This window comes from Paenibacillus sp. TCA20 (assembly GCF_000732325.1).
Classification (GTDB): Bacteria; Bacillota; Bacilli; order Paenibacillales; family Paenibacillaceae; genus Paenibacillus; species Paenibacillus urinalis.
Genome location: NZ_BBIW01000001.1, coordinates 531,874 through 557,334 on the forward strand (window position 1 = coordinate 531,874; position 25,461 = coordinate 557,334).

The window sequence follows — 25,461 nt, forward strand, 5'->3', positions numbered from 1 at the left end:
GCCTTTCCTATACGGATGGCCTCTATTTTTATATAGCCTAAGCAGCTGCTTGATCACGATGTGAACAAAAAAATACGTGCCCAGCCATAAATGGCCAGAACACGTATTAGAAATCATTTCAAATGTTAAATAGCTCTGCTTAACCGATCGAGCCTTCCATCTCGAATTTGATGAGACGGTTCATCTCCACCGCATACTCCATTGGAAGTTCTTTCGTAAACGGTTCAATGAAGCCCATAATGATCATTTGTGTTGCTTCGTCTTCAGAGAGGCCGCGGCTCATCAAGTAGAACAGCTGATCCTCAGACACCTTAGATACGGTTGCTTCATGCTCAAGCGTAATATTATCGTTCATGATCTCATTGTAAGGAATCGTATCCGAAGTGGACTCGTTATCCAGAATCAATGTATCACACTTAATGTTCGATTTAGCGCCTTCTGCATTGCGTCCGAAGGAAGCCAGACCACGGTAGGTTACTTTACCGCCATGCTTACTAATTGATTTGGATACAATTGTAGAGGTTGTATCTGGTGCAAGGTGAATCATCTTCGCACCTGCATCCTGATGCTGATCTTTACCCGCTACTGCAATCGAAAGTACAGAGCCTTTCGCGCCGCGTCCCTTAAGAACAACTGCAGGATACTTCATAGTCAGCTTGGAACCGATGTTACCATCAACCCATTCCATGGTTGCATTTTCTTCTGCAACTGCACGCTTGGTAACGAGATTGTAGATGTTCGGAGCCCAGTTCTGAATCGTCGTATAACGTACACGTGCATTTTTCTTAGCGATAATCTCAACAACCGCACTATGCAGAGAGTTTGTGCTGTAAATTGGAGCCGTACATCCTTCTACGTAGTGTACAAAGCTGTCTTCGTCAGCAATAATCAGGGTACGCTCAAATTGACCCATATTCTCAGAGTTAATCCGGAAGTAAGCCTGCAGTGGAATTTCACACTTCACGCCTTTTGGCACGTAGATGAAGCTTCCGCCTGACCATACAGCACTGTTCAGAGCAGCAAACTTGTTATCTGCCGGAGGAATCACGGTTGCGAAGTACTCCTTGAGAATCTCTGGATGCTCCTTCAGCGCTGTATCAGTATCCATGAAGATAACGCCTTGATCCTCAAGATCCTTCTGCATGTTGTGGTATACAACCTCAGATTCATATTGAGCAGATACCCCTGCCAGGAACTTTTGCTCTGCTTCTGGAATACCCAGTTTGTCGAAGGTTTCCTTGATTTCTGCAGGAACCTCTTCCCATGTCTTTCCTTGCTTCTCCGAAGGTCTTACGTAGTACTGAATATCATTAAAATCAAGCCCGTCGAGATCGCCGCCCCAACGAGGCATCGGCATCTTCTCAAACTGTTTCAAGGATTTCAGACGGAAATCGAGCATCCATTCAGGCTCTTCCTTAATACGGGAGATTTCTCTTACAACCTCTTCCGTCAGACCTTTACCTGTTTGGAAAATGGACTTATGCTCATCCCGGAAACCATATTTATACTCTTCCATTTCTGGCGCTTTTTTTGCCATGTGGGTCTACCTCCCTATCGTTATTGTGGTTTGTGATCCTCATCTATCCCTTTGCGCAGCGCATTCCAAGCAAGTGTTGCGCATTTGATGCGCGCAGGGAACTTATTTACACCGGATAGGGCTTCTATATCTTCATATTCGTCAAATTCTGGTTCCTCTCCTTGCATCAAGGCGGAGAAACGATCTGCTAGGTTCAAAGCTTCATCCATAGTCTTCCCTTTAACCGCTTCGGTCATCATGGAGGCCGAGGACATGCTGATGGAGCAGCCGTCACCGGTATACTTCGCATCCTCGACAATTCCATCTTTAACTTTTAGCTGCAGGGATATCCGGTCACCGCAGGTCGGGTTGTTCAAATCAACTGTTACCGAGTCGTCTTCAAAGCTGCCCCGATTCCGCGGATTTTTATAGTGGTCCATAATTACGCGCCGATACAGATCATCAAGTTGCATCACCAAAATACTCCTTTGTCTGGATTAAGGCGCTCACAAGACGGTCTACGTCCTGCTCTGTATTGTATAAATAAAAGCTCGCTCTTGCTGTAGATCCAACTTCAAGCCAGCGCATCAGCGGCTGACAGCAATGATGACCTGCTCGAATAGCTACTCCGCTTGCATCAAGCACGGTTGCTACATCATGCGGGTGTACATCATCGAGATTAAAGGTTACGAGACCTACATGACGTTTCTTAGGTCCGTACACCTGAATGCCATCGATTTCAGATATACGACTCATTGCATAATGTGACAGCTTGCTCTCATGCTGCGCGATTTCATCCATTCCAATCTCAGTCAGAAAATCAATTGCTGCTCCGAGACCAACCGCACCAGCAATGATCGGAGTTCCTCCTTCAAACTTCCAAGGGAGTTCCTTCCATGTAGACTCATACAAGCCAACATCATCGATCATCTCGCCGCCAAATTCGACCGGCTCCATGGACTCAAGCAGCGCCTTCTTGCCATACAGTGCACCGATTCCGGTCGGTCCGCACATTTTATGTCCGGATAAGGCGTAGAAATCACAGTCAAGATCTTGCACATCAACCTTCATATGAGGGGTGCTCTGTGCGCCATCAACAACCATAACTGCACCATTGCGGTGAGCAATTTCAGCTACTTCCTTAATGGGGTTAATGACTCCGAGAACATTCGAAACATATGCCATAGAGACAATTTTCGTGTTAGGAGTGATCGTTTTTTCCACATCTGCCAGATCGATATTGCCGTCTGGTTGAAGGGGAATATATTTCAGCACAGCACCTGTTCTTTTGGCAAGCTGCTGCCAAGGGATCAAGTTACTGTGATGCTCCATAGGAGTGATCACAATTTCGTCTCCCTCATTCAGTACGGAAGGTCCGTATGAGGAGGCAACAATGTTGAGCGCCGTTGTTGTACCTCTAGTAAAAATAATTTCTTGCGATCGTTTAGCATTAATAAATTTGGCTACCTTCTCACGAGCACCTTCATATGCATCCGTTGCACGGCTTCCAAGCGTGTGAACTCCACGGTGAACGTTGGAATTCTCCCACTCGTAGTAGCGCTTGATTGCATCAAGCACTACGCGAGGTTTGTGGGAAGTTGCCGCATTATCTAGATAAACTAATGGATGTCCGTTAATTTCCTGATCGAGGATGGGGAACTGTTCACGAATCGCCTGAGCGTTCATTGTCCCAGTTTCCTTTCAACAAGGGACTGCAGCTGCACCTGCAATTCTTCAAGCGGAATGTCAGATACAACAGGCGCAAGGAAGCCATAGATGATTAATCTTTCTGCATTCTCACGGGAAATACCGCGTGACATCAGATAGTAGATTTGCTCTTGGTTTACTTGACCTACAGATGCAGCGTGACCTGCTGTTACATCATCCTCATCAATCAGAAGAATCGGGTTCGCGTCTCCGCGTGCTTTAGGACTCAGCATCAGGACACGTTCCGTTTGCTGACCGTCCGCTTTTGTTGCACCATGCTCGATTTTGGTAATTCCGTTAATGATCGCAGACGCTTCTTCACGCATAACCGCACGTGTAATCATCTGGCTTGCAGAGCTCTTACCAAAATGCTTGGCTTGGGTCGTATAGTTCAGCTTCTGAGAGCCTGCACCTACTGCAATCGTCTTCTGATCCGAATTCGAACCATTGCCTTTCAGGATAGAAAGGGTGTCACTTGCTGTATTACCTGTGTTCATTTCACCAACGATCCATTCAATTGTACCATCGTTCTCAACTACAGCACGGCGATAAGTAATATCTGTTACTTGATCTCCAAATTGGTGAACGGTAGCAAAACGAACCTTCGCACCTGGCTTAACAAACACTTCAGCTACCCCATTATGGAAGACAGGAGCTTCCAAATTGCCTGATACATAGTTGTCTACATATACGACAGAGCTATTCGTGTCCGCAATAATGAGCACATGTGGTGCAAATGTTGCCGTTCCATCTTCAGCAAGCAAAATAGCTTGAACCGGCTTCTCAATCACCACATTACGAGGCACATAGAGGAATACTCCGCCGTTCCAGATCGCTGTATGCAGTGCAGCCAGCTGATGTTCGTCAGATTTAACTGCTGTGTGAAGATGACTCTTAACAAGATCCTCATGCTCACGCACTGCAGTTTCGAGATCTGTAAAGATTACACCTTGATCAGCAAGCTCTTTGGAAAGATTGCTGTACACGACGCTGGAGCCCCGTTGAATCAACAAAGTTCCATCTTGCTCATCTTTTATTAAGCTTGCGATTGCTTCAGGTGTTTCATTCAGAGTAATCGCATCACTCGTTTTATATTGTCCGTACGCGGATAGATTCCAGCGTTCAATTTTTGTTTTTTCCAGTTTTGGAAGCGCAAGGTTGCCCGCAAGATCAAGTGCTGCTTGGCGCCCTTCAGAAAGCCATGCCGGCTCATTTCTGCCTTCGGATAACGCGCGAAGCGCTTCGGAATCAACCGGAAGAATGGTTTGTGTCGTCATTTAAGATATCCTCCTCCGTTTATTCTTTACGCTTCTTGGCCAACAGTTTCGTCTTCAATTCCCAGTTCTGCCTTGATCCAGTCATAACCTTCTGCTTCAAGACGTTCTGCAAGCTCAGGACCACCAGATTTAACGATACGTCCTTGCATCATAACGTGTACATAGTCTGGCTTGATGTAGTTCAGCAAACGTTGGTAGTGAGTGATAATCAAGAAGCCACGATCCTCACTCTTCATTGCATTGACACCTTCTGCAACGATACGAAGAGCATCGATATCAAGACCGGAGTCAATTTCATCCAAAATAACGAGCTTCGGATCAAGCATCATCATTTGAAGAATCTCATTACGCTTCTTCTCACCACCGGAGAAGCCTTCATTAAGGTAACGATGAGCAAACTCAGGGTTCATCTCAAGATCTTTCATCTTACCTTCCATTTGGCGGATGAACTTGATCAGAGAAATTTCGTTACCTTCTTCACGGCGTGCATTGATTGCACTGCGCAGGAAGTCGGAATTTGTTACCCCTGCAATCTCACTTGGATATTGCATTGCAAGGAACATCCCTGCACGAGCACGCTCATCAACTTCCATTTCCAGAACGTCTTCGCCGTTCAAAGCAACAGAGCCGCCAGTTACTTCATACTTAGGGTGACCCATCAGTGCTGAAGCAAGCGTACTTTTACCCGTACCATTCGGTCCCATGATCGCGTGAATTTCTCCACCGTTCATGTTGAGGTTAATGCCCTTCAAAATTTCTTTTCCTTCTATTTCTGCTTTAAGTCCTTCAATGACGAAATTTGTAGCCATATGTGCCTTTACCTCCAATAGAAATGAATTTCCCACTTGAAATCATGAAGTATATTTAATAGGGTATCCCCTTGATTTCCAGCTTCACTCGATAAGTGTCACTTTATAATAATTCTAAACTGATTCTCAATGATTCTCAAGTCATTTATGTGGGAAAGTTTACAGACGCCGTAAACAAAATACCCTTGTCCACATAAACTAAATAGACACAGCTTCCCGAGGTGCTTCCTAAGTGGTCCAATATTTATGCATTCTATAATAAATAAGGAGGCAAATCAAATGATCTTTCCCCCTTTCACTAAGAAATTATCGGACCTTTATTGTTCCTTCATATAATGAAAAAGTCTGGTCATATCGACCAGACTTTAGAATTGTGAAATTATCTATCTTATGCCAAGTAAGAACGCAGCATCCAGATATGCTTCTCCAGATCAGCCTGGAAGCCAGTCAGCATATCTGCTGTCGGGCCATCTCCTGCTTCCTCCGCAGCTTCAATACCTTCTGCATATTCTTCGGATAGTGTTGCGAAATCCTCAATCAGATTTTGAACCATGGTCTTCGGATCTTCACCGCCGGATGCCTCTTGGATGGAAGCCAGGTCCAGGTATTCCTTCATCGTTGCTGCCGGACTACCTTTAATAGTAAGAAGTCGTTCAGCCACTTCGTCCATTTGAAGAGTAACTGCATTGTACAGCTCTTCAAATTTAGTATGAAGGGTAAAGAAATTCGAGCCCTTAACATACCAGTGGTAATTGTGAAGCTTAACGTACAATACATTAAGATTCGCAACCTCTCGATTCAGCAGCTGTTCAATCGTTGTTTTGTTTTCTGTTTTATTTGTTGATTTTGCCATAATGATCCCATCCTTTAACTTATATTTATGATCACATTTATCTTTCGCCACTAGTTCTAAGTTACCCTTGTACGATTTTAATGAAACAAGTTAAGAACTCTATTCCTTAGAGTAAACTCCGACAAAAATATCATGATCCAGCAGTCTCTGCATTATGCAAATTTACGAAATGAAATCTTTGGCGGTTCATCTTATGTAATAGCTTCATTTAAAAAAAAGCAGTCTCCTATAGACAGATTCGACTCAAGGATGAAGTATTACCCTCATTAGCTTCGCATCGTCCGATAGTGGGACTGCTATTCATATTATGTTCGCTTACTACTCCTCAGCTTACTCTTTCATTCCCATTACAGCATTCTTTGCAGCGCCTCTACCCCACTCATTCCAGGAACTATACCTAATCTTTCAGCTTCAATGGTTACAGATTCCATCGGTGCAGCAAGCAGTTCTGCAATGGTCTTGACGCCAACTGCCCGAGCTGCGATAATGCTGCGCGCAGCCAAACGCTCGTTTAGCAGGCCAACATCAAGTGCTCCGCACATAATGTATCCTTTGGAAGTCGAGACTGTAATCAGTGTTGTTTTGGGTAATTTAACTTCAACTGCTACAAGGGTATGGTCTCCAACTTGAACCGGCTCCAATGTTACCATAAGTGTAACACCCCCTTCACTTAACGCGTCTCGACAGTTTATTCCTGGGTCTTCTATATGGTGTGGACAGTAGCGGATACTTTTCATGCTAAAAGAACCATGTCTTAAAACCTACCATTCCACCCTCATACTCATAAAAAAATCCTAAATTTTCGTATAAATATGCGTCTATGGTAGTATTCATGATTGCGTTTTAATGATATAGTTAGAGAATCAATGTACATAAATATTCCATTATAAGAGCAGTGCGAGGTAAATATTATTATGAAAAATACGACGTCAGCAGGCACGAGTAACGAGACCGAATTTCTTTTTAACGTTGACATTATGATTCACAGCAAGTCCGATGCCCTTGCACTGCAATCCCTTCTCGAAATGCTTAATGCACAAGATCAAATTGCAGATTTCAGAATTCAGTCCGGAATGAGGCTGGGAGCAAGAATTGAGCAAGCTTTGAAACAAACAGCTGTATCCGATCTAAACTTGAAACCGATTCATAAATCTCCTCTCCTCCCTGCATCCGGAACGATGAAGAGAGAAGAAGAGGACCGTTGCCCTTCAGAGAAATGGCTTATGTCCGCCATGAAGGAAGGGAGACTGATCAGGCTCGATATTCGTGATAAGAATGGCAAAGATAAGAGCATTCCGTGCCGAGTTCTTAATTTTGATGCGCTATCCAAGCTGGTCAGCATTTATCATGTGGATGAGAAGCAGGTCTACTCCATCCATACGTCCGAGATCGAGAAGTATATCTAGGAATAAGCAAGAACGGCCACTCTCAGCTAATGAGAATGACCGTTCCTTATCCTTATTTTTTTAACACGGACACGACAACAAGAATCCAGCCTATAATGAAGCAAATTCCCCCTAATGGTGTAATTGCCCCGAGAATGCCGATTCCCGTCATGCTAAGCACATATAAACTTCCTGAGAACAGTATAATGCCGATGAGCAGCAGTCTTGCCGCCCAATCTAATGCCTTCTTTGGACCGAAGCTGTTGGCAAGAAGTGCAATAAGCAAAATTCCAAGCGCATGCATCATATGATACTGCACGCCGGTTTCATACGTAGTAAGCCGCTCTTCACCAATAATCGGTTCAATAATATGTGCACCAAAGGCGCCAATCAGGACAGACAGCATCGCTAAAATTGAACCTATGGCAACCCATTTTTTTGCCACTTGATATGTTCACTCCTCAATGAAATGTATTCTAAATTATCTTAACCTAATTTACGCGCCATTTACTAGTGAACATCCCTTTAACATTGTGACAGAACGGTTAGAGAGATACAGCTTGCATTTTAATTTGAATTATGGAAAAGTTAACTGTAAATCTATAAAGGAGCGACTTCATGGATAAGAACCAAGTACCCGATTACGAACAACTTCAAGAAGTAAACAATCCCTATGGCACTTTTCAGCCGCCCCCTGCTAAGGTTAAGCATTCAGGTCCTGGTATTGCGTCTTTCATTGTTAGCATAATTTCCCTGGTCCTTTACATCGCTGTTCTCGCCCTGTCACCAGCTGCGGCAGCTGAAATACTTGAGAATCCCGATCCAGAGGCAATGCTGAACAACTTATATGTAATTGTTATCGGACTTTTGATTCTTGCCAGCCTTGGACTGAATATCATTGGTGTTATCCTTTCTATTATCGGATTGGCATTAAAGAATCGAAAAAGAGCATTTCCACTGGTTGGCCTTATTTTAAATGGACTGATCCTGCTGATTGTCATTGGCTTTTTCAGCATGACCGTTGTGGTGTAGAATAAATCCTCTTCGCGACGAACCTTTTTGCTGCCTTTTTTGCTACACACGCCAAATATGCATTATAATGTTTGATGTAAATCCGTTTTTCACACGATGATGTGAATAGGAAGATGATTTATGAAGAAGAAATAACTAAGTATAAAGGGGATTGAGATGTCGCGAATTAAAATTTTTGCGGACAGTACTAGTGATTTGCCAAAAGAATGGATCCATCAGTATGACATTGGCATTGTCCCTCTCTATGCCGTATTCGGAGACGAGTCATTGAAGGATGGAGTGGATATCGTTCCTGAAGAGCTGTACGAACGTGTCAAAACAGAAGGACGGCTACCGAAGACTGCAGCTCCATCACCGGCCGATTTTATGGCCTGTTTTGGCCCTTACATAGATGAAGGCTACGATATTCTATTTATCAGCCTCTCTTCAGAGCTGTCGTCAACCTATCAAAATGCACTGCTGGCTGCTTCAGAATATCCCGATGGCAGAGTTACCGTGTTTGACTCCCTTAATTTATCAACGGGAATCGGTCTTCAGGTGATCAAGGCGGTACGCGCAGTGGAAGAAGGGCTTTCGGTTCCCGAAATTGTGAACCGTCTTACCCAGATCCGACCACAGGTTGATACTGAATTTGTAATTGATACATTAGATTATCTATATATGGGCGGCCGCTGCTCGGGGATGCAAAATTTAATCGGCAGTCTGCTCAAGATTAGACCGGTTATCAAAGTAACGGATGGCAAAATGACACCTGCATACAAGGTCAGAGGCAAACGGGAAAAAGCGATGGATCAGATGCTCTCAAATGCACTGAGCAAAGCATATGAAATGGACAATGATATTATCATCGTTGTTCACTCCATGTGTGAGGATGATGCGCTTTATCTGCAAAAGGTATTGCAGGAAAAAACAAATGCCAAAGAGGTTGTTCTAGCTACTGCAGGTTGTGTTATTTCCAGTCATTGCGGACCTAAAACCATTGGTATCATCTACACTAAATCATATTAAAAAGAAAAAGAAGACCCTGCATTATATTGCAGAGTCTTCTTTTCTTATGTTCGTTCTATACTGTTATTTCGGTCAATTGTGCCTCGAGCTCGAGACATGCCATAACAAATGGAGCTAATCCTTTAGGATCATCCGTACGCTGCGGTTCTCCAATATAGTATTCGAATGATCCATCCCTATACGGCTGACCGCCGAGACCAGCTACCTTGCATATGCCTTCCAATGCGTAAGAACCATCCTCACGTGCTTTAACAAACTGGCGAACGATGCCTTCATGTCCCCTCCGAGCAGCCTCCAATGCATGACTGCCCAAATAACCAAGACGGGCCCCTTTTGCGAGTGCACATACAAACATTGAGGAGGCAGATGCCTCCAAGTAGTTGCCTTCTTGCTCAGGCAGATTCAGTACTTGATACCATAAGCCAGTCGCCTCATCCTGCACCTTCATGATTGCCTCACACACCCGATAGAAGATGCCGATGACCTGACCGCGTTTAGGATGATCCAAGGGCAATGTATCGAGCACATCGGTGATCGCCATTACATACCAGCCGAGAGCTCTTCCCCAGAAGTGCGGAGAGCAGCCTGTGATTGAATCGGCCCAAGCCTGTTCCCTGCTCTCATCATAAGCATGATATAGTAATCCAGTTTCTGGATCTCGTGATACTTTTTCCATCAACAAAATTTCATGCACAGCCTCGTCAAACCATTCATTTGCACCAATCAGATCTGCATAAGCCGTCATCAACGGACAGGCCATATAAACGCCATCCAGCCACATTTGGAACGGATAGATTTTCTTATGCCATAGTCCTCCTTCGGCCGTTCGAGGATGGCTTCTTAGCTGTGTCATCAGGTGCTCGATCGCGATTCGATATTTCTCATCACCCATTTCTTCGTACAGAGTAAACAATGTCTTCCCTTGATTCAATTGATCCACATTGTATTCATTCAAACGATATGTATGAATATGGCCGTCATCCTGAATGAATAGATCCATGTTCGTTTTGAGGTAATCAAAATAGATAGGGTCGTTCGTCGCCCGCCATACTCGTTCAACAGCGGTCATCATGCAGCCATTTTCATAATTCCAGTGCAGCCTTGAATGAAAATCCCCCCATGGCAATTGCTTGTTACGGTTCATGAATGAATCCAATATCCGAGTAGACCAAATGATATCCAAAGCCCGTTTCCCTCCTATGATTGTTATTCATAATTCATATTTGCCTAATGTGTCCAAGTATCGAATCTCACTTTTTAACTATATAATGGAAATAAAGCGTATACAAGGTTAAATACACAAAAATACGATCTCCATATAAAATCGCATAAAAAACCGCTGACAGCATATAAGCTGATCAGCGGGCTTGCATATTTCACAGATTAATTTCAGTAGGTCTTGGTCTTTAATTCATCCAAGCTTTTGAAGGTGTAGCCCTGAGCTCTCGCAGCATCTATGATGGAGCCAAGTGCCTCTGTATTGTCCTTGGATACCGAATGCAGCAGAATTACAGCACCCGGATGCAGCTGCTTCATCACTTGATCATAGGCATACTGCGAGCCTTTCTGAACATTCGTATCCCAATCCTTATAGGCGATGGACCAGAATACATCGGTGTATCCGAGACCACGACTTACTTCAAGCGTTCGATCACTAAATATTCCTCGAGGTGGCCGGAGATAAGGGTATTCTTTACCTGTCAGCCTCTTGGTCTCTTCCTTGACTTGGTCCAGCTCGATCTTGATTTTTTCATTCGAAGTTATCGTGAGATCGGGATGGCTCCAGGAGTGGTTTCCAACGATGTGTCCTTCTTGACTCATCCGGCGAACTAGGTCCGGCTTGTCCTTCAGATAATGTCCTGTTACAAAAAAAGCAGCAGGCACCTTCTTTTCTTTCAATACATCCAGGATAGCTGGTGTATACCCATTCTCATACCCATTATCGAAGGTCAGATACAATTCCTTCTGCTTCGTATCTCCCATAAAAATAGCACCATGCTTCTCCAGAATATGTTTAAAGCCTTCCTCGTTAATGGAGGCTGATTGTCCGTCCTTGCTTTTCTTAAACCCAAAATGAAATGCGTCCTTCACGGAGGAAGCATGGACCATCTGTGTCCCTGAAATGAGGATTGCGATTATCGTGCCCAGGACGAGCAACTTTTTCATTTGTGATCTGCCCCTTTCTTAATTTGATCTTTGGCCCAATTCCACTTGAACGATGTCTAACGAACACAGCAGGCCTAATACTTTCACTTGCTGTCACTTTACGTAATATAAGCAGATATTTATATTTTTATGTAGTATTTTGCTAATTACTTTCATCCGTTATAATCGAAATGTAGGGGAACCAAATTGTACTAAAAATACATATTTTCTAAGGAGAGAAGGGCCTTGTCTATAAATAAGAATCCGAGAGTCATTTGGCTTACAGGCCTATCTGGATCTGGCAAGACGACACTTGCGTCCCATCTGGAACACGTTTGGAAGAGAGAAGGAATTCCCTGCTACATGCTGGATGGGGATCAAGTGCGCCGCGGTTTAAACCGGGACCTGGGATTCAGCCCAGAGGACCGCAGAGAAAATTTAAGGCGAATTGCAGAGGTATCTAAGCTATTTCTCAACTCAGGCACCAATGTCATCGCAGCGTTTATTTCTCCACATGAGCAAGATCGGGAAATGGTGAAATCCATGTTTGAGCCTGGGGAATTTGTAGAGGTGTATGTGAAATGTTCTGTCGAAGTCTGTGAACAGCGAGATCCGAAGGGATTATACCAAAAAGCAAAACGTGGTGAAATTTCGAATTTCACAGGGATATCAGCTGGATACGACATACCAAACAAGCCCGATATCATCATAGATACCGAGCTTCAAGATATTGAGCTGTCCGTCTCCTTACTCGTCACCGCGTTACAAAGACATGCCCTAGCTTAATGGCTTCTTCTATTGGCACCTTCAGACGGAGAGCATCCTGTGTTATAAAGATGCTCTCGTCTGATAAGACAGCAATTGACCGAAAGCACCATCTGCATCTGTAGACAGCCCTTCATATGCTCCTTGCTGCATTACTTTGCCCCCTCCCTTCAAGCACGATGACTTGATCAGCGCCTTGAATAGTAGACAAGCGGTGTGCAATGACGACGATCGTCATCCGCCCCTGCAACGCCTTAAGTGCTTCTTGTATAGTGAGTTCATTCTCGCCATCCAGTGCGCTGGTTGCTTCATCTAATATGAGAATGGCCGGCTTACGTAATATCGCTCTTGCGAGTACAATCCGCTGTCTCTCCCCTCCAGATAATCGGACTCCCCGATCACCGATGATGGTATCCAGTCCTTGCGGCAAATCAACAACAAAATGGGCGGACGCAAATCGCAGCGCTTCCCACAGCTCCTCCTCGGTAGCATCACGCTTAACCAGAACAAGATTGTCCCGTATCGATGTATGGAACAAGAAAGGCTCTTGCGATACATAACTGATCGACTGACGCCAGGCTTGCAGCCGTGATGCCTCCAAAGGAGCTTTATCCAAGAGAATGGTCCCTTTTGTCGGCTGAATTAACCCCATGAGCAGATCAATAAACGTACTTTTACCTGCACCTGAGCGTCCCACAATTGCCGTCATACCGTTAACGGGAATAAAGGTATTAACGTGCTGCAGCGCATCTTGGGTTTGTCCTGGATATCGATAGGATATATCCTCACAGCGAATCCCTGTCTTCAAAGCAATCGGTTTGATATCCGTACCGCTCATCGGAGTATTTAGGCTGCCGGATTCCAAAGCCTGCTCACATTCTTGTTGCAGCTGTAACAAGCTCCGGAAAGCAGGGATCAGCGAACCGATATACTCCAGACTGGTTTGGATCATGGAGAACCGGGGCCATAATCTCGAGAATATAACAATCATCAACAGCAAATGCTCAGCAGGATAAGAAAACAGGTTAAGAGATGCATACACAAACAAGGCAATAATAACAGCCGCAGCGATTCGATAAATCAGCTGTGTAGTTGAATTAAGACGAATATAAGACACCATGTTGTGCTCCATTCGCTTGCACAAGGCTTTAAAGCCTGTTTCATGCTGCTGCTCCAGATTGTTGCTCTTAATATCCTTCATCCCGTTAAAATGCTCGACGATCTCAGACATATATTGTTGAGACAGATCAGATGTGTGATCCCCCAAAGCCTTGGCTTTGCGTATAAACGGCCGGAGAACCATAAACAGAATGGCACCAAAGCCTAATACCATCAGAGTCAATTCGGCAGACAGCCAAAAGGCAAATCCAATCTGAATGACTGTAAATATGACCGATGCCGTAAGCTGAATTAAGACGTTCGTTCCTTGGCTCACACGCGCCAGCTCTGAGGTGAGGATATGGTTAAAGTCTGATTTTTTCTTCGTTAAAAAAAGCTCCCATTTGGAATAAATTAATAGTCTATACGTTTCATAACGCAAGGTATGTATAAAGTTTTGCTGGATTTGAGAGCTGAGAATGTTCTGATTACGCTGCATTAACGCCTGAAACGTCAAAATAACCACAAAAATGAGAAGTACAAGTAAAAGCTGTGATTGCTGCGGTACAAACCCAAGAAGACCGGTGACCCATTCGAGCGGGACTGAATCATTCACGCCAGAGTCCAACACATTAATTGCAGACAGCATGGGAACCAGTAAGTAGATTCCAAACCCTTCCAATATACTGATGATGACCATAAACAAAATGCTGGCGATCAGCTTGGGACCTGTAATAGAGTACAGCTTCTTTAGATAGGTTCGAAGTTCAATCATATTCATGTCTCCCTTTAAGAACCATGCGCTGCCTGATTCTGCGCCACATCCATAGGAAAGGGCGTAAAGGTATGTATAGAAAATGCAGCTTGCGGGGCAGTGGCAATAATTCAGCATCCATCGGACCTGGATACAGCCTTCCTAGCAGCATGATCATTCGTCGTTTCGGAGATTTGATCTGTTTCAGATAATTTATCCCTGTTTCTTTATCAGGTTCTTCAAGGATCAAATTTAATGCATACTCCGTTAATTTTATTGTATGGGCATGCTCCACTAATTCTTTCATTTTACTTGTAAGCGGGGCTCTCAATAATCTCGAACACAACAGGTAAGCCTGCCCTGCATAGAATTCACTTTCATGCAGTTCCGCATAGTATTCAAAATTATGAATCGTATTGTTCTTACGTAATATGAGATCGATATCCATTAACCAACGAAGTCTAAACCATCCATGTCTTGCTCCATGACTGACGAGATACATGAATAGATCTTCTTTGCCTAGGTAAGACACCTCGTGTTCAACTATAGTTATCGTTTGTCTTCTATTCCACAATTCTTGAAAAGAAATGTCTTTTGCTCCGGATGGATTAAGCTTCCAATGAACCTCAATTTGCGTTTTATGCTCCGGATGAAACAGAGAGATATGATGGTCCTTCCATTTCCAGCCTTCCATAATAAATGGGGTATCATACTTTTTAATATAACCCGCTTTTTCTAGAACATTTAGGGAGGCATCAACATCACTAATGTTGACCAGTAAATCAAGATCCTTGGAAGTTCGATGCGCAAGATCTCCATATAATTCGAAAGCAAGAATCGGCCCTTTTAACATAATAACCTTAATATTTTGTTGTTCCAGGACTGAGGTGACTCGCTCCATTTCAGCCGTCAGTCTCATCATATAGAAAGTGTTATGCGTCACTGCCTTCTGAATTTGATCCATTACATCCAATGGGACTACTTCGTGGAATGATTGTAATCGTGCATAAATAAGCGGGTAAATGCGGTGGTGGTAAATTAATCTATTGAATTCCTTCCAATCTATTGTTTCAACCTCATATTTTTGTCGAATTTCCTGTTCAGTTACACGATCTTCTGCTAGTAAATCACACATGAATTGAAATTCAATGGATTCTCCGACAAATATATTATTATTTTGAATACTCATCATTTTGCTCACCCTCTGACTTCACTCTGGTTCAAGCATTTTTGTTAGAGAACATCCCTACAACGGTATATTTCTCGATTTCGTCTGCTCCAGCTACATACATGGGACCACTACGAAGCCAAGCATGCGCACTCATTCCTCCGCTTTCGTTACGTGCAACACCTAGATAAAGCGTACTTTGAATATTGCGTCTTTTCAGCATCTTCATCCCGGCAATACTAGTGACAAGGCATTCACTCCTCCAAGGAGTATGTTTAGCCGTCATATCAATGGCCTTGGCAACTTTCAGTCTAATGGGATCGAGATCAGAGCTCCGATCATATGATGTTTCTTCATTCTCACAATCTAACATCTGAGCAACTTTTGAGAAAGGGCGCAGGTTAAGTACTCGTGCATAGGCCAAATAAAAGAAAGCCTCTATGATCAGTTTTCTCATGGCAGGCTTTTGTTTGGTGAAAGAGCGAAGTAATAAAGTTTTGCTCCACATCACATTAATCCTCTTTTTGTTTAATTAATCCTTCCTTAAGGAGGGAATTCATAAATAGCTCTACCTGTTGACCACATGTAGATTGATCGATTGAATATTCAGCAGATAAGATATTAACAATTTCTGAAATCGTGTTGCCATCAGCAAGTAGTTCCCAGATTCGCCCACCTGTACGGCCCAAGTTATAATACTTTCCTGACTGAATTGACATCATCACTTTATCACCATTCATGTCACTGACAACATGTCCTTCTTGCTGAATATAGTGGACATCTTGTAATATCGTTTCTAATTTCATTTGGTTACCCTCACTCCTCTTTCAATGGCTTGCAGCACAGTATTCACAAGTTGCTCAATAGTTATAGAATTCTTCGGACGATGCAGTCGACACAGATCTACTTGACTTGCAATCTCTGTCACCTTGTCAAAATGCCACTGCATATTCTGTATTCTTTTGACAAGTGGCAACCGATAAGTATGTGCTTGGAGCAACTGAATACCCTCAAGCGTAGATACTGAATTCAACTGTACTTCTGGCTGATGATCTGAGGCAATAAGCTCAAATACACCTGCTAACGGTATCCTAGCTTGAGCTTGACTAAAATCCTTTTTCCTCGGAACGGCATACTTCCATTCGTCCTTAATTACACTAAGTCCATCAGAACTCATAGTTAGCAGATCAAGACTAAATGCATTTAGTTTTTGCTGGGGATAAGCCGGAGAAACCATAGGTACAGATTGATTCGTGCTGACAGCAATGACATCGTCACTAATAAGTCTGTAGCCTCTATTTACAAAGGCCGCAGATAAAGTTGATTTGCCTGCACCTGATTCCCCAACAAAAGCAAATGCATATCCATTCATAGCTACTGCGCTACCATGTAAAGGTAATATATTTCGCTGCAGCAGCAATACGCCCATACACGTTCCTAGCAAATACAGCCTAACTCTGGATAAATTACAGCCATTATGCGGCATTACCGTCACAGTTCTGCCTTGTACGACATGAAATGTTCCTACTTCAGGTATTTGAAATAAAAATTGATCATCCCTGCTTTGAAAATTCTGCTCAGCCAACCCCCAGTCAAAGCAGACAGAGGACAAATCTCCAAACTGAATGGTTACATCAATATTCGTCTCTTCTGCAACAATTATAGCTGTCAATTCAGGAAGAGGCATTTCACTTTGAATGGTTAATCCAAAAGCTAAATAGGCGGATACAGCTGATTTATCTTGTGACATGTAATCCTCCCAGCTGGTCTATTTAAAAGCTATTTTATATCGGTTTACAGCTATCAGCGAAAGCAGATATAGATCGTTTTCACTGATAGCTGTAAGCTGTCAGTATGCATAAGTAAAAATGACTCCATTACTTCTTATTAGCTAGGATCATACAAATCCGCATCATGCTCGGAGATCCAGTCAATTTGTCTGAATCCAGTTCCTTGCTTAGTCTCACTCATTTCAAGAACTTCAAGGCTAGGTATTTGCCATTCCATTTTGTTGTTTTGCATTCCTCTCACCTCCTTTCAATAATTTCAGATATACAACTCAATTTAGAGGCCGTTAGAATTGCTGCAAAAAACGATAAACGATCAGGCTGTGCATCAGCATCCGAACCTCAGGATCCCATGCAAGTTCTAAACGAGGATTATCCAGCTTAGTAATTCCTTTATGAATCTGGTCTATATTAAGGTAGTCTGAAATTGAAGTATCATTAGTCATTCGTTTTAGCTCGGATACCCAGATGTCCCATTCCGGCTTAATTCTATAAATCCAATCCGCTGGTTGAACGCCTCGTATAGTCTGATTAAGTCTCACGTTATCCGGTAAGTAATTCACTGTGGAGCGACGCAGCAGAGCGCGATCTCGTCCTTTTTGAACATATTGCTCTAGTGGAACAGATAAACAGTATCGAACCACCCTTGGATCATTGGTTGGATCACGTTCAATAAGCCCGTATCGCATAGATAGTTTCGTTGCCATTGCCCCATTCTTGTTAGCCACGGCCAAGTTATTTATATTTTCTTTTCGTGCAGTTAATGCGTTAATATAAACCGTTTGTTTATTTACAACGTATGGCTTCATTTGCCGATGCATTTCCATTCTTCGAGCAAAATCCGGGTGGATAAGTTCAGGCACTTCGACTGTTCCTCCCACAGCCGCACGCTGCCTGCGAAGCATGGGAAAAGCCTTTCTTCCGATAATCGGCAGCAGCTTGCCTCGCGGTACTTCGGCCAGACGGCTGTATTGCTGAACTTCCCTTGCGAGGTGAACCAGCTTGCCTCTTCGCAATAAATGAGCATAGTAGTCTAACGCCGGCCCCCATGAAATTGTGAAGTTTCCCATGGCCCCTGTAAGCATTACCCCTACTCCCTGCTCCTGTGCACGTTCATAAAACCCCCGAATCCAGAATGAGTTTTCAAAAAATTTGTAGGGGGTCTCCATGATGTCCAGCCAGTCATTCACTTCCGTCAGCGGACTCTTGCCAGCAAAATTCATATAGTTCTCTCGAATATTCCCTACAAAATTCACTGTGGATTGAATGTAAGGCGTTTCATCTGCAATTAACCGGCTGGACGTCCAATCCTCGAAGCCTGATACAGGTACGTAGCTGTAGGCATGAAGCTCCTTGCCATTCAATTTCAGCATCGGTGAGGCGAAGCTCGCAACCGTTCCTGAATCAAGTCCACCACTGAGGGCTGTGCCTACTTGCTTATATGTTCTGACTCTTGCCCGAACAGCCTGGTCGAATACATCTCGGAAGGCCTCTTCATATTCTTCATCCGACTTCAGATACAGCGGCTCTATTTCTTCAAAATTGCTGTATTGACGTAATTCGACTCCCTGCCTGCCTACCTTAATCCAATGTGCAGCCGGAATCTGTCTGACATTACGATACGCAGTGGCGTGAACGTCATAGGATTCATACATTCCGCGGATCGCCAGAAATTCGGCCAGCCATTGCTCGTTTAACTCTTTGTTAAAATAAGGCATATGGAAGAGCGGATTCATCGAGCTGCAGAACGCAAAATGCACACCATCATCTATATAGTAAAAGGACCTGCGGCCTGACTCATCACGTGCACCAAACAATTGATCCTTCCTTGAATCCCAAATCATAAAGACATAATCACCTAATAAATGCTTAGGAGCATCTTCTCCCCACTTCACATAAGCTTCCAGTATCAATTGGCTGTCGGAAATCGTGATTCGCTCTTTAAGAGGGATCTGCAGCTTGTCAAACAGCTCACTGCGATTATCAATAATCGCATCCGCAGTGATGGTGATATCCCGCCTTTCATCGTAGAGGGGAAGCACTTCATGGACGGACTCCGGGGTCACCCACTGCATATGACAGCTAAAAAAAACATGAGCATCACTCCATGAGTGAATGCGATCCCACTTATATTTCGTCAAGTAAGCTCCTGCGGGGTCCATATCTTCAGGCATAATCGGCTCTCTGCGGGAAAAGCATCCCATGATGGCACTCATGATTTCCCCTCCCTTCCAGACAAGTACCCCTGAGCCCAGGATGACAGCCGGTTCCCAAATGGCAGTATGGATTTAATTCGATTAAGCTTGCTTCTAAGCTGGATCAGCTGCTTCTCCACATGGTTCTTCTCCATATAGCTCTTCGTTAATCGGTTCTCCAGCAGCCTGACTCTCGTTTCAAGCTGAGCAATCTGGATGGAAGCCTGCCTGTGATCCCTGATCTGATTCACTTGCACAGCCTCTAATTCCAGGTCATCTACAGCTCCAGCAAACTGTGTCCCTGTAAGAATACTACTTGTGCTTAATTCATAGTCCGGCTTCCATATATAACCGCTCGATTTCAAAAATTGCTGCTCAATCCGCTCCATCGTCGCTTCGTCTGGCGAGAGCTCATACCTCACGCCCGTTATCCGCTGTGCTTCTTCCAGTTCCTCCGAGTACCCAAGATCATGAAATATTCGTGCTCCCAGCACTCGGCAATAGGCATCCATCTCATCAGGACTAAGCTGATCCTTCCAAGCGTCAATGGACTGCACATGCGCCTGTGTATGATTCAATAAGAAGGGGTCCCCTGCCCCCATACTGTAAAAAAGATCCGCTTTTTCTTCACTTACCGGATTACCGTACTGCTCCATTCCTTCACGGTAAGAAATACCGATAAACTCGCACAGCTTGCGTAATTGTTGTTCAGGCTGCCGCACGAGCTCTTCATATTGAAGCTTGTAGGAGTAGGCCGATTCTCCCTTAAAATACGTAGCGTAGCGGAACAGCCCCGCTGTAAGGTCGACGATCTTCATACCAGGAATAGGCTGCTTGAGATCCTCAATCAGTGAAAATGGTTCTCCGCTATATGCATTGACCTTCTTGTAGGATGCAGCCACAGATAGCGGGTTACGAAATAATCCAATTCTTTGCGATTCGGGAAACACGGCATCCAGAAACTCTAGCAATATATAATATCTTGGCGACTTATCTATGATCTTACGTGCGCCATTCTGATTTAATAATCCCTCATATATCTCCACTCCGAAGCTGCGTGCTGCTCTATGAAACAAATCTTCTGAAATAATTCCATTATAGAATTGACGGATAATCCCCGTGCCTCCATAGGGGCGTACAGGAGCTAGTTGCAAGTCCGCAAGTGAGAGCAAATACCACATCTCCTGTGCGGCGAACACTTCCTCATGGTTCTGCAGCATCACTGTTGTAAGTGAGCTTCCGCTTCTGGGCGTACACAGCAAAAATACGAGTTGATCATCACGGAAATGCTTCAATGCTGCGACTCCTTTCCGACAAATAACTGTACATTATTTGTTAATAGTACTTCTATCCTAGAATTATGATACTTTATGTATTGTAAAACCTACTTTGTGATACATTTTGTATCATGTCAATGCTTTATTTTTCATCCTTTTTCACTTTTGTATTTTCATATTTGATTCATAAATAAAAAAGTCTGCTCCAAAGATATTATCTTCGGAAACAGACTTTTATGCCGTTCTTCGTAATTATGCAATTAAATAAGGTTTAAACTGAATTCTGTTTTAGGCGTTGTAAAAAGGGAGAAGCTCTGCCACGACAGCATCAAGCGTTCCATCTACCAGCTTCTTCCGTGTCGGCAGATCCGTTAGTCTTGCAATCTGCTCAGGGAACTTCTGCTCAATCCCGCACAGCTCGATGGCTTCATTAAACTTGGCCGGATGTGCTGTAGCCAGCGACACGACTACTTCCTGTGCTCCCACCTTTTGCTCAGCTGCCTTTACCCCACAGGCCGAGTGAGGATCGAGCAGATAGGTCGTTTGCTCATGATACTTCTTGATTGTGTCCAAACATTCTTCACCAAGCACTCCATAAGCTGCAAACTCTTGTTGTACTTTAGCTAGGATGTCTTCGGGAATTTGAATGTAGCCCTTCTCTTGGAAAGACTTCATATATTCTTCCGTCTGAGCAGCATTCTCTCCCAGTACGTAATACAAATAACGTTCAAAGTTGCTAGCAACCTGAATATCCATTGACGGGCTGTAAGTCGTATGGAATTGGTCTGGCTTATACAGCCCTTTATTTACAAACTGCTCGAGGATGTTGTTCTCATTCGTAGCCAATATGAGCTTGCCAACAGGAAGCCCCATCAGGGATGCAAGATATCCTGCAAAAATATCACCAAAATTACCTGTCGGGACGCTGAAATGAAGCGGTGCAGCCGTTAGTTCCGGACGCTCGTCCGTCACCCGGAAGTATGCATAGAAGTAGTAAACCGTCTGAGCGAGAATCCGCACAATATTGATAGAATTGATCGCACAGAGATGATGCTCATTCTTGAATTCTACATCCGCAAACAGCTGCTTGATCATGCGCTGGCAATCGTCAAAATTACCTTCAACAGAAAGATTCAATACGTTGCTGTCCTGTACTGTCGTCATCTGCAGCTCTTGAACCTTGCTGACCTTGCCATTCGGATGCAAAATGCAAATATTGATGCCTTCTTTTCCTCGAACACCTTCAATTGCAGATGCACCGGTATCCCCTGAGGTTGCTCCGAGAATATTAATCTGTTTATTGTATTTGCGCGCGACATAAGTATATAGATTACCCATCAGCTGTAGTGCGACATCTTTGAACGCAAAGGTAGGTCCATGGAACAGCTCAAGCAAATATATTTGATCCGTCAGCTTGCGCACGGGTGTAACAGCTTCATCACGAAATGTGCTGTAGCTCGCATACACCATTTCTTTTAGCTCGGCTTCCGGAATTTCTTCATTTGTATAATAGGAGAAAATTTCGAGCATGAGATCTTGAAAGGATAGATTCCGCCATGCTTCCAGCTGTTCCGTCGATAATGAAGGTATTGTGCTCGGTACAAGCAGACCTCCATCCGTTGCCAGCCCCATCAGAAATGCATCGATGAAACCAACTCCACTTACATGTCCTCGAGTACTATGATATTGCATCTGTTTCCCTCCTGCATAATGGACCCAATTCTCGTTTCACTGGACCTCTACTTTTTCTTTTTAACCATAATACTACTATCTTGGATAAAAGCGAATCTTTTTCTTACAGGAATCGTCAATACCATGGCATTTTGAAAAAAAACGTTTTGATATATTCTCTATTTATTATATATGTCATCACATAACGTCCCTGCCCGTGAATATACATAATTTACAGCAGGCCAAACTGTGCCGCGTAATCCAAGGGGGGTGCCTAACATGCCAGATTCTCGCCATCCTTACTCGTTTGTCGTTTCCAAAGAAGATTGGTCGCTTCACCGTAAAGGGTACCAAGACCAGCAGCGTCATCAGCAGAAGGTGAAAGATATCATTAAGCAAAACCTGCCCGATCTTATTACGGAAGAAAATATTATCATGTCCGATGGCCAGCAAATCATCAAGGTTCCAATCCGGAGTCTGGATGAATATCGCTTTGTGTACAATTATCAGAAGCAGAAGCATGTCGGCCAGGGTGACGGGGACAGCCAGGTCGGTGATGTCATCGGCCGCGATCCTGCGGGACAAAAACCCGGCAAGGGTGAAAAGGCTGGCGATCAGCCAGGTCACGATATTGTCGAAGCTGAGATCAGCATTGAAGAATTGGAGAACATGCTGTTCTCTGAATTGGAACTGCCGCATTTAAAGCAAAAGGATAAGGAACAAATTGAAACGCACAACATCGTGTTTAACGATATCCGCAAAAAAGGAATGCAATCCAACATTGATAAGAAACGGACCATTCTTGAGAACCTGAGACGGAACGCCACAAGCGGAAACCCGGGCATCCACCACATCAGTCCGGATGATCTGCGTTACAAGACCTGGGACGATACCGTGATTCCGCATTCTAACGCTGTTATTATCGCAATGATGGACACTTCCGGTTCTATGGGGTCCTTTGAAAAATACTGCGCACGCAGCTTTTTCTTCTGGATGACCCGCTTTCTTCGCAAGCAGTATGAAAAGGTAGAAATTGTCTTTGTCGCCCACCATACGGAAGCGAAAGAAGTAACCGAGGAAGAATTTTTCACCCGGGGAGAAAGCGGCGGTACCATCTGCTCCTCAGCATATATGAAGGCTCTTGAAATTATTGATCGGCGCTACCCTCCTTCAAGCTATAACATCTATCCCTTCCACTTCTCGGATGGAGACAATCTCACTTCTGACAACGAACGCTGTGTGAAGCTCATCGGTGAACTGCTGAAACGAAGCAATATGTTTGGCTATGGAGAAGTGAACCAATATAACCGCAGCAGTACGCTGATGTCCGCTTATCGCAATATTAAAATGGATCAATTTATGTACTACGTGATCAAGGAGAAAGGCGAAGTCTACAAAGCGCTGCGCACCTTTTTCCACAACAAGGAAGGAGGAAGTGCTTCATGAGCAATGAGATCAATGAACTGGAATATGCAATTGCAGAAATCATGGAGATCGCCGACGGATTTGGGCTTGATTATTATCCGATGCGTTATGAGATCTGCCCTGCTGACATCATATACACTTTCGGTGCCTATGGTATGCCGACTCGATTCAGCCATTGGAGCTTCGGCAAGACGTTCCAGAAGATGAAGATGCAGTATGACTTTGGTCTGAGCAAAATATATGAGCTCGTCATTAACTCCAATCCATGCTACGCCTTCCTGCTCGATGGAAACTCCCTGATTCAGAATAAGCTTATTGTAGCCCATGTGCTTGCACACTGTGATTTTTTCAAGAACAATGCCCGCTTCTCAGCCTCCAACCGCAATATGGTGGAGAGCATGTCAGCGACGGCAGACCGAATCAGCCAGTATGAGCTTGAATATGGTACGGAAGCCGTGGAATCCTTTATTGATGCGGTCCTCGCTATTCAGGAGCATGTAGATCCGCAGCTGATCAAGCCTCAGCATCTCGACAAGCAGCGTTACATGGAATTGAAAATGAAGCAGCAAAAAGAAACCAAAGTCATTCGCCCTCCCGGACGATATGACGATATTTGGGCCATCGGCGAACCTGTAGAATCTGCAGAAGAGCAGCAGCAGCAGAAGGTTCGCCGCTTCCCTCCTGAACCAGAGAAGGACATCATGTGGTTCATACAGGAATTTTCCGAAACACTAACCGATTGGCAGAGAGACATCATGAGCATGCTTCGTGAAGAGATGCTCTATTTTTGGCCCCAAATGGAAACCAAGATTATGAACGAAGGCTGGGCTTCCTACTGGCATCAACGTATTATACGCGAGCTGGACCTGACAAGTGAAGAAACCGTGGAATATGCCATGCTCAATGCCTCTGTTGTACAGCCGTCGAAGCAAAGCCTGAACCCTTATTATCTTGGAGTCAAAATCTTCGAGGATATCGAACGCCGCTGGGATCACCCGACTCTTGAGGAGCAGGAGCGCTTTGGCCGTAAGCCAGGGCAAGGAAGGTCCAAAATGTTCGAGGTTCGCGAATACGATTCAGACACCTCGTTCATCCGCAACTACATGACAAAGGGCCTGGTCGAAGACCTCGACCTGTATGTGTTTGAGAAAAAGGGACCCGAATGGAAAATTACCGACAAGTCCTGGGAAAATATTCGGGATCAGCTGATCTATGCCAGAGTCAATGGCGGCTCACCGTATCTCGTCGTGCATGACGGAGATTATCTTCGTACCGGCGAGCTGATGCTTAAGCATCAGTACGAAGGTATTGAACTTGACTTGAAATATATGGAACGCACGCTTCCTTACGTATATAAATTATGGGGTCGAACGGTACATCTTGAGACCATTATCGAAGATAAACCGGTGCAATTTACATTTGATGGGAAAAAGATCCACCGCAAACTGTTAAATTAACACAATTGCCCTGTATAAGCCTGTTTCCGCTCATTTTTGGGTTGAAACAGGCTTTTTCATGGAGTACATTGAAATATAGGGGGCATTACATCTAAACCCATTAAAATATGATATAATCAACTTTTGTTAGCG

At 44.1% G+C, this 25,461-nt stretch carries 24 protein-coding genes and 1 pseudogene; 6 read left to right on the plus strand and 19 right to left on the minus strand.

Going from position 1 to position 25,461, the window contains the following annotated elements:
* Positions 1 to 139 precede the first annotated feature (139 nt).
* From sufB to TCA2_RS02515, 7 genes are all read right to left on the minus strand, one after another.
* Entirely contained in the window at positions 140 to 1,537 is a 1,398-nt protein-coding gene (gene sufB / locus TCA2_RS02485) for a Fe-S cluster assembly protein SufB (protein ID WP_047909948.1), read from the minus strand.
* Positions 1,538 to 1,557: 20 nt separating this feature from the next.
* Positions 1,558 to 1,989: a Fe-S cluster assembly sulfur transfer protein SufU gene (sufU, locus tag TCA2_RS02490; RefSeq protein WP_047909949.1), complete on the minus strand. Its 432-nt coding sequence runs from the start codon at positions 1,987 to 1,989 to the stop codon at positions 1,558 to 1,560.
* A complete protein-coding gene (locus tag TCA2_RS02495; protein ID WP_047909950.1) occupies positions 1,979 to 3,202 on the minus strand; it encodes a cysteine desulfurase in 1,224 nt (407 codons plus the stop codon). The genes sufU and TCA2_RS02495 overlap by 11 nt, the downstream gene beginning before the upstream one ends.
* Entirely contained in the window at positions 3,199 to 4,500 is a 1,302-nt protein-coding gene (gene sufD, locus TCA2_RS02500) for a Fe-S cluster assembly protein SufD (RefSeq protein WP_047909951.1), read from the minus strand. Before sufD ends, TCA2_RS02495 begins: the two co-directional genes overlap by 4 nt.
* A 26-nt stretch (positions 4,501 to 4,526) precedes the next feature.
* A complete protein-coding gene (gene sufC / locus TCA2_RS02505) occupies positions 4,527 to 5,309 on the minus strand; it encodes a Fe-S cluster assembly ATPase SufC (RefSeq protein ID WP_047909952.1) in 783 nt (260 codons plus the stop codon).
* Between the two features lie 388 nt (positions 5,310 to 5,697).
* On the minus strand, positions 5,698 to 6,162 hold the full coding sequence (locus tag TCA2_RS02510) for a Dps family protein (RefSeq protein WP_047909953.1): 465 nt from the start codon (positions 6,160 to 6,162) through the stop codon (positions 5,698 to 5,700).
* A 347-nt stretch (positions 6,163 to 6,509) separates the two neighbouring features.
* On the minus strand, positions 6,510 to 6,812 hold the full coding sequence (locus TCA2_RS02515) for a YunC family protein (protein WP_047909954.1): 303 nt from the start codon (positions 6,810 to 6,812) through the stop codon (positions 6,510 to 6,512).
* A gap of 264 nt (positions 6,813 to 7,076) precedes the next feature.
* On the opposite strand from TCA2_RS02515, the gene TCA2_RS02520 reads away from it, so the two are divergent.
* Positions 7,077 to 7,568: a hypothetical protein gene (locus tag TCA2_RS02520; protein ID WP_047909955.1), complete on the plus strand. Its 492-nt coding sequence runs from the start codon at positions 7,077 to 7,079 to the stop codon at positions 7,566 to 7,568.
* Positions 7,569 to 7,620: 52 nt separating this feature from the next.
* Here the strand turns inward: TCA2_RS02520 and TCA2_RS02525 are convergent, their stop codons facing one another.
* A complete protein-coding gene (locus TCA2_RS02525) occupies positions 7,621 to 7,953 on the minus strand; it encodes a DUF423 domain-containing protein (RefSeq protein WP_370510312.1) in 333 nt (110 codons plus the stop codon).
* 212 nt (positions 7,954 to 8,165) lie between these two features.
* Here TCA2_RS02525 and TCA2_RS02530 point away from each other — a divergent pair, with 212 nt between their 5' ends.
* Positions 8,166 to 8,579 carry a hypothetical protein gene (locus tag TCA2_RS02530; RefSeq protein WP_047909957.1) on the plus strand — a complete coding sequence of 138 codons (414 nt, stop codon included), beginning with the start codon at positions 8,166 to 8,168 and terminating at the stop codon, positions 8,577 to 8,579.
* 156 nt (positions 8,580 to 8,735) lie between these two features.
* The gene (locus TCA2_RS02535) at positions 8,736 to 9,587 is read left to right on the plus strand and encodes a DegV family protein (RefSeq protein WP_047909958.1); all 852 of its coding nucleotides are present in this window, start codon (positions 8,736 to 8,738) and stop codon (positions 9,585 to 9,587) included.
* A gap of 55 nt (positions 9,588 to 9,642) precedes the next feature.
* On the opposite strand, the gene TCA2_RS02540 is transcribed toward TCA2_RS02535, so the two are convergent.
* Entirely contained in the window at positions 9,643 to 10,770 is a 1,128-nt protein-coding gene (locus TCA2_RS02540; protein WP_081872162.1) for a glycoside hydrolase family 105 protein, read from the minus strand.
* A 206-nt stretch (positions 10,771 to 10,976) separates the two neighbouring features.
* Positions 10,977 to 11,753, minus strand: coding sequence for a delta-lactam-biosynthetic de-N-acetylase (gene pdaA, locus TCA2_RS02545; RefSeq protein ID WP_047909959.1), 777 nt, complete (start codon positions 11,751 to 11,753; stop codon positions 10,977 to 10,979).
* Between the two features lie 201 nt (positions 11,754 to 11,954).
* Here pdaA and cysC point away from each other — a divergent pair, with 201 nt between their 5' ends.
* Positions 11,955 to 12,518, plus strand: coding sequence for an adenylyl-sulfate kinase (gene cysC, locus TCA2_RS02550; protein ID WP_047909960.1), 564 nt, complete (start codon positions 11,955 to 11,957; stop codon positions 12,516 to 12,518).
* 42 nt (positions 12,519 to 12,560) lie between these two features.
* On the opposite strand, the pseudogene TCA2_RS02555 reads toward cysC, so the two are convergent.
* From TCA2_RS02555 to thrC, 9 genes and pseudogenes are all read right to left on the minus strand, one after another.
* Positions 12,561 to 14,370: pseudogene (locus TCA2_RS02555) on the minus strand (ABC transporter ATP-binding protein).
* Positions 14,363 to 15,541 carry a nucleotidyltransferase family protein gene (locus TCA2_RS02560; protein ID WP_052511684.1) on the minus strand — a complete coding sequence of 393 codons (1,179 nt, stop codon included), beginning with the start codon at positions 15,539 to 15,541 and terminating at the stop codon, positions 14,363 to 14,365. The pseudogene TCA2_RS02555 and the gene TCA2_RS02560 overlap by 8 nt, the downstream one beginning before the upstream one ends.
* 28 nt (positions 15,542 to 15,569) lie before the next feature.
* Positions 15,570 to 16,025, minus strand: a complete 456-nt coding sequence (locus tag TCA2_RS02565) for a lasso peptide biosynthesis B2 protein (protein ID WP_238546263.1) — start codon at positions 16,023 to 16,025, stop codon at positions 15,570 to 15,572.
* 4 nt (positions 16,026 to 16,029) lie between these two features.
* Positions 16,030 to 16,323, minus strand: coding sequence for a lasso peptide biosynthesis PqqD family chaperone (locus tag TCA2_RS02570; protein WP_047909961.1), 294 nt, complete (start codon positions 16,321 to 16,323; stop codon positions 16,030 to 16,032).
* Positions 16,320 to 17,267 carry a hypothetical protein gene (locus tag TCA2_RS02575; protein ID WP_047909962.1) on the minus strand — a complete coding sequence of 316 codons (948 nt, stop codon included), beginning with the start codon at positions 17,265 to 17,267 and terminating at the stop codon, positions 16,320 to 16,322. The genes TCA2_RS02570 and TCA2_RS02575 overlap by 4 nt, the downstream gene beginning before the upstream one ends.
* A 137-nt stretch (positions 17,268 to 17,404) precedes the next feature.
* Complete coding sequence (locus tag TCA2_RS26855) at positions 17,405 to 17,539, minus strand: paeninodin family lasso peptide (protein ID WP_152557589.1); 135 nt, start codon at positions 17,537 to 17,539, stop codon at positions 17,405 to 17,407.
* A gap of 52 nt (positions 17,540 to 17,591) precedes the next feature.
* The gene (locus TCA2_RS02580; protein ID WP_047909963.1) at positions 17,592 to 19,520 is read right to left on the minus strand and encodes an asparagine synthase-related protein; all 1,929 of its coding nucleotides are present in this window, start codon (positions 19,518 to 19,520) and stop codon (positions 17,592 to 17,594) included.
* On the minus strand, positions 19,517 to 20,794 hold the full coding sequence (locus TCA2_RS02585) for a sulfotransferase (RefSeq protein ID WP_047909964.1): 1,278 nt from the start codon (positions 20,792 to 20,794) through the stop codon (positions 19,517 to 19,519). Before TCA2_RS02585 ends, TCA2_RS02580 begins: the two co-directional genes overlap by 4 nt.
* Positions 20,795 to 21,064: 270 nt before the next feature.
* Positions 21,065 to 22,468, minus strand: a complete 1,404-nt coding sequence (gene thrC, locus TCA2_RS02590; RefSeq protein ID WP_047909965.1) for a threonine synthase — start codon at positions 22,466 to 22,468, stop codon at positions 21,065 to 21,067.
* A 258-nt stretch (positions 22,469 to 22,726) separates the two neighbouring features.
* Here thrC and yhbH point away from each other — a divergent pair, with 258 nt between their 5' ends.
* Both yhbH and TCA2_RS02600 read left to right on the plus strand, forming a co-directional pair.
* Entirely contained in the window at positions 22,727 to 23,893 is a 1,167-nt protein-coding gene (gene yhbH / locus TCA2_RS02595) for a sporulation protein YhbH (RefSeq protein ID WP_047909966.1), read from the plus strand.
* Positions 23,890 to 25,329, plus strand: a complete 1,440-nt coding sequence (locus tag TCA2_RS02600; protein WP_047909967.1) for a SpoVR family protein — start codon at positions 23,890 to 23,892, stop codon at positions 25,327 to 25,329. The genes yhbH and TCA2_RS02600 overlap by 4 nt, the downstream gene beginning before the upstream one ends.
* Positions 25,330 to 25,461 lie beyond the last annotated feature (132 nt).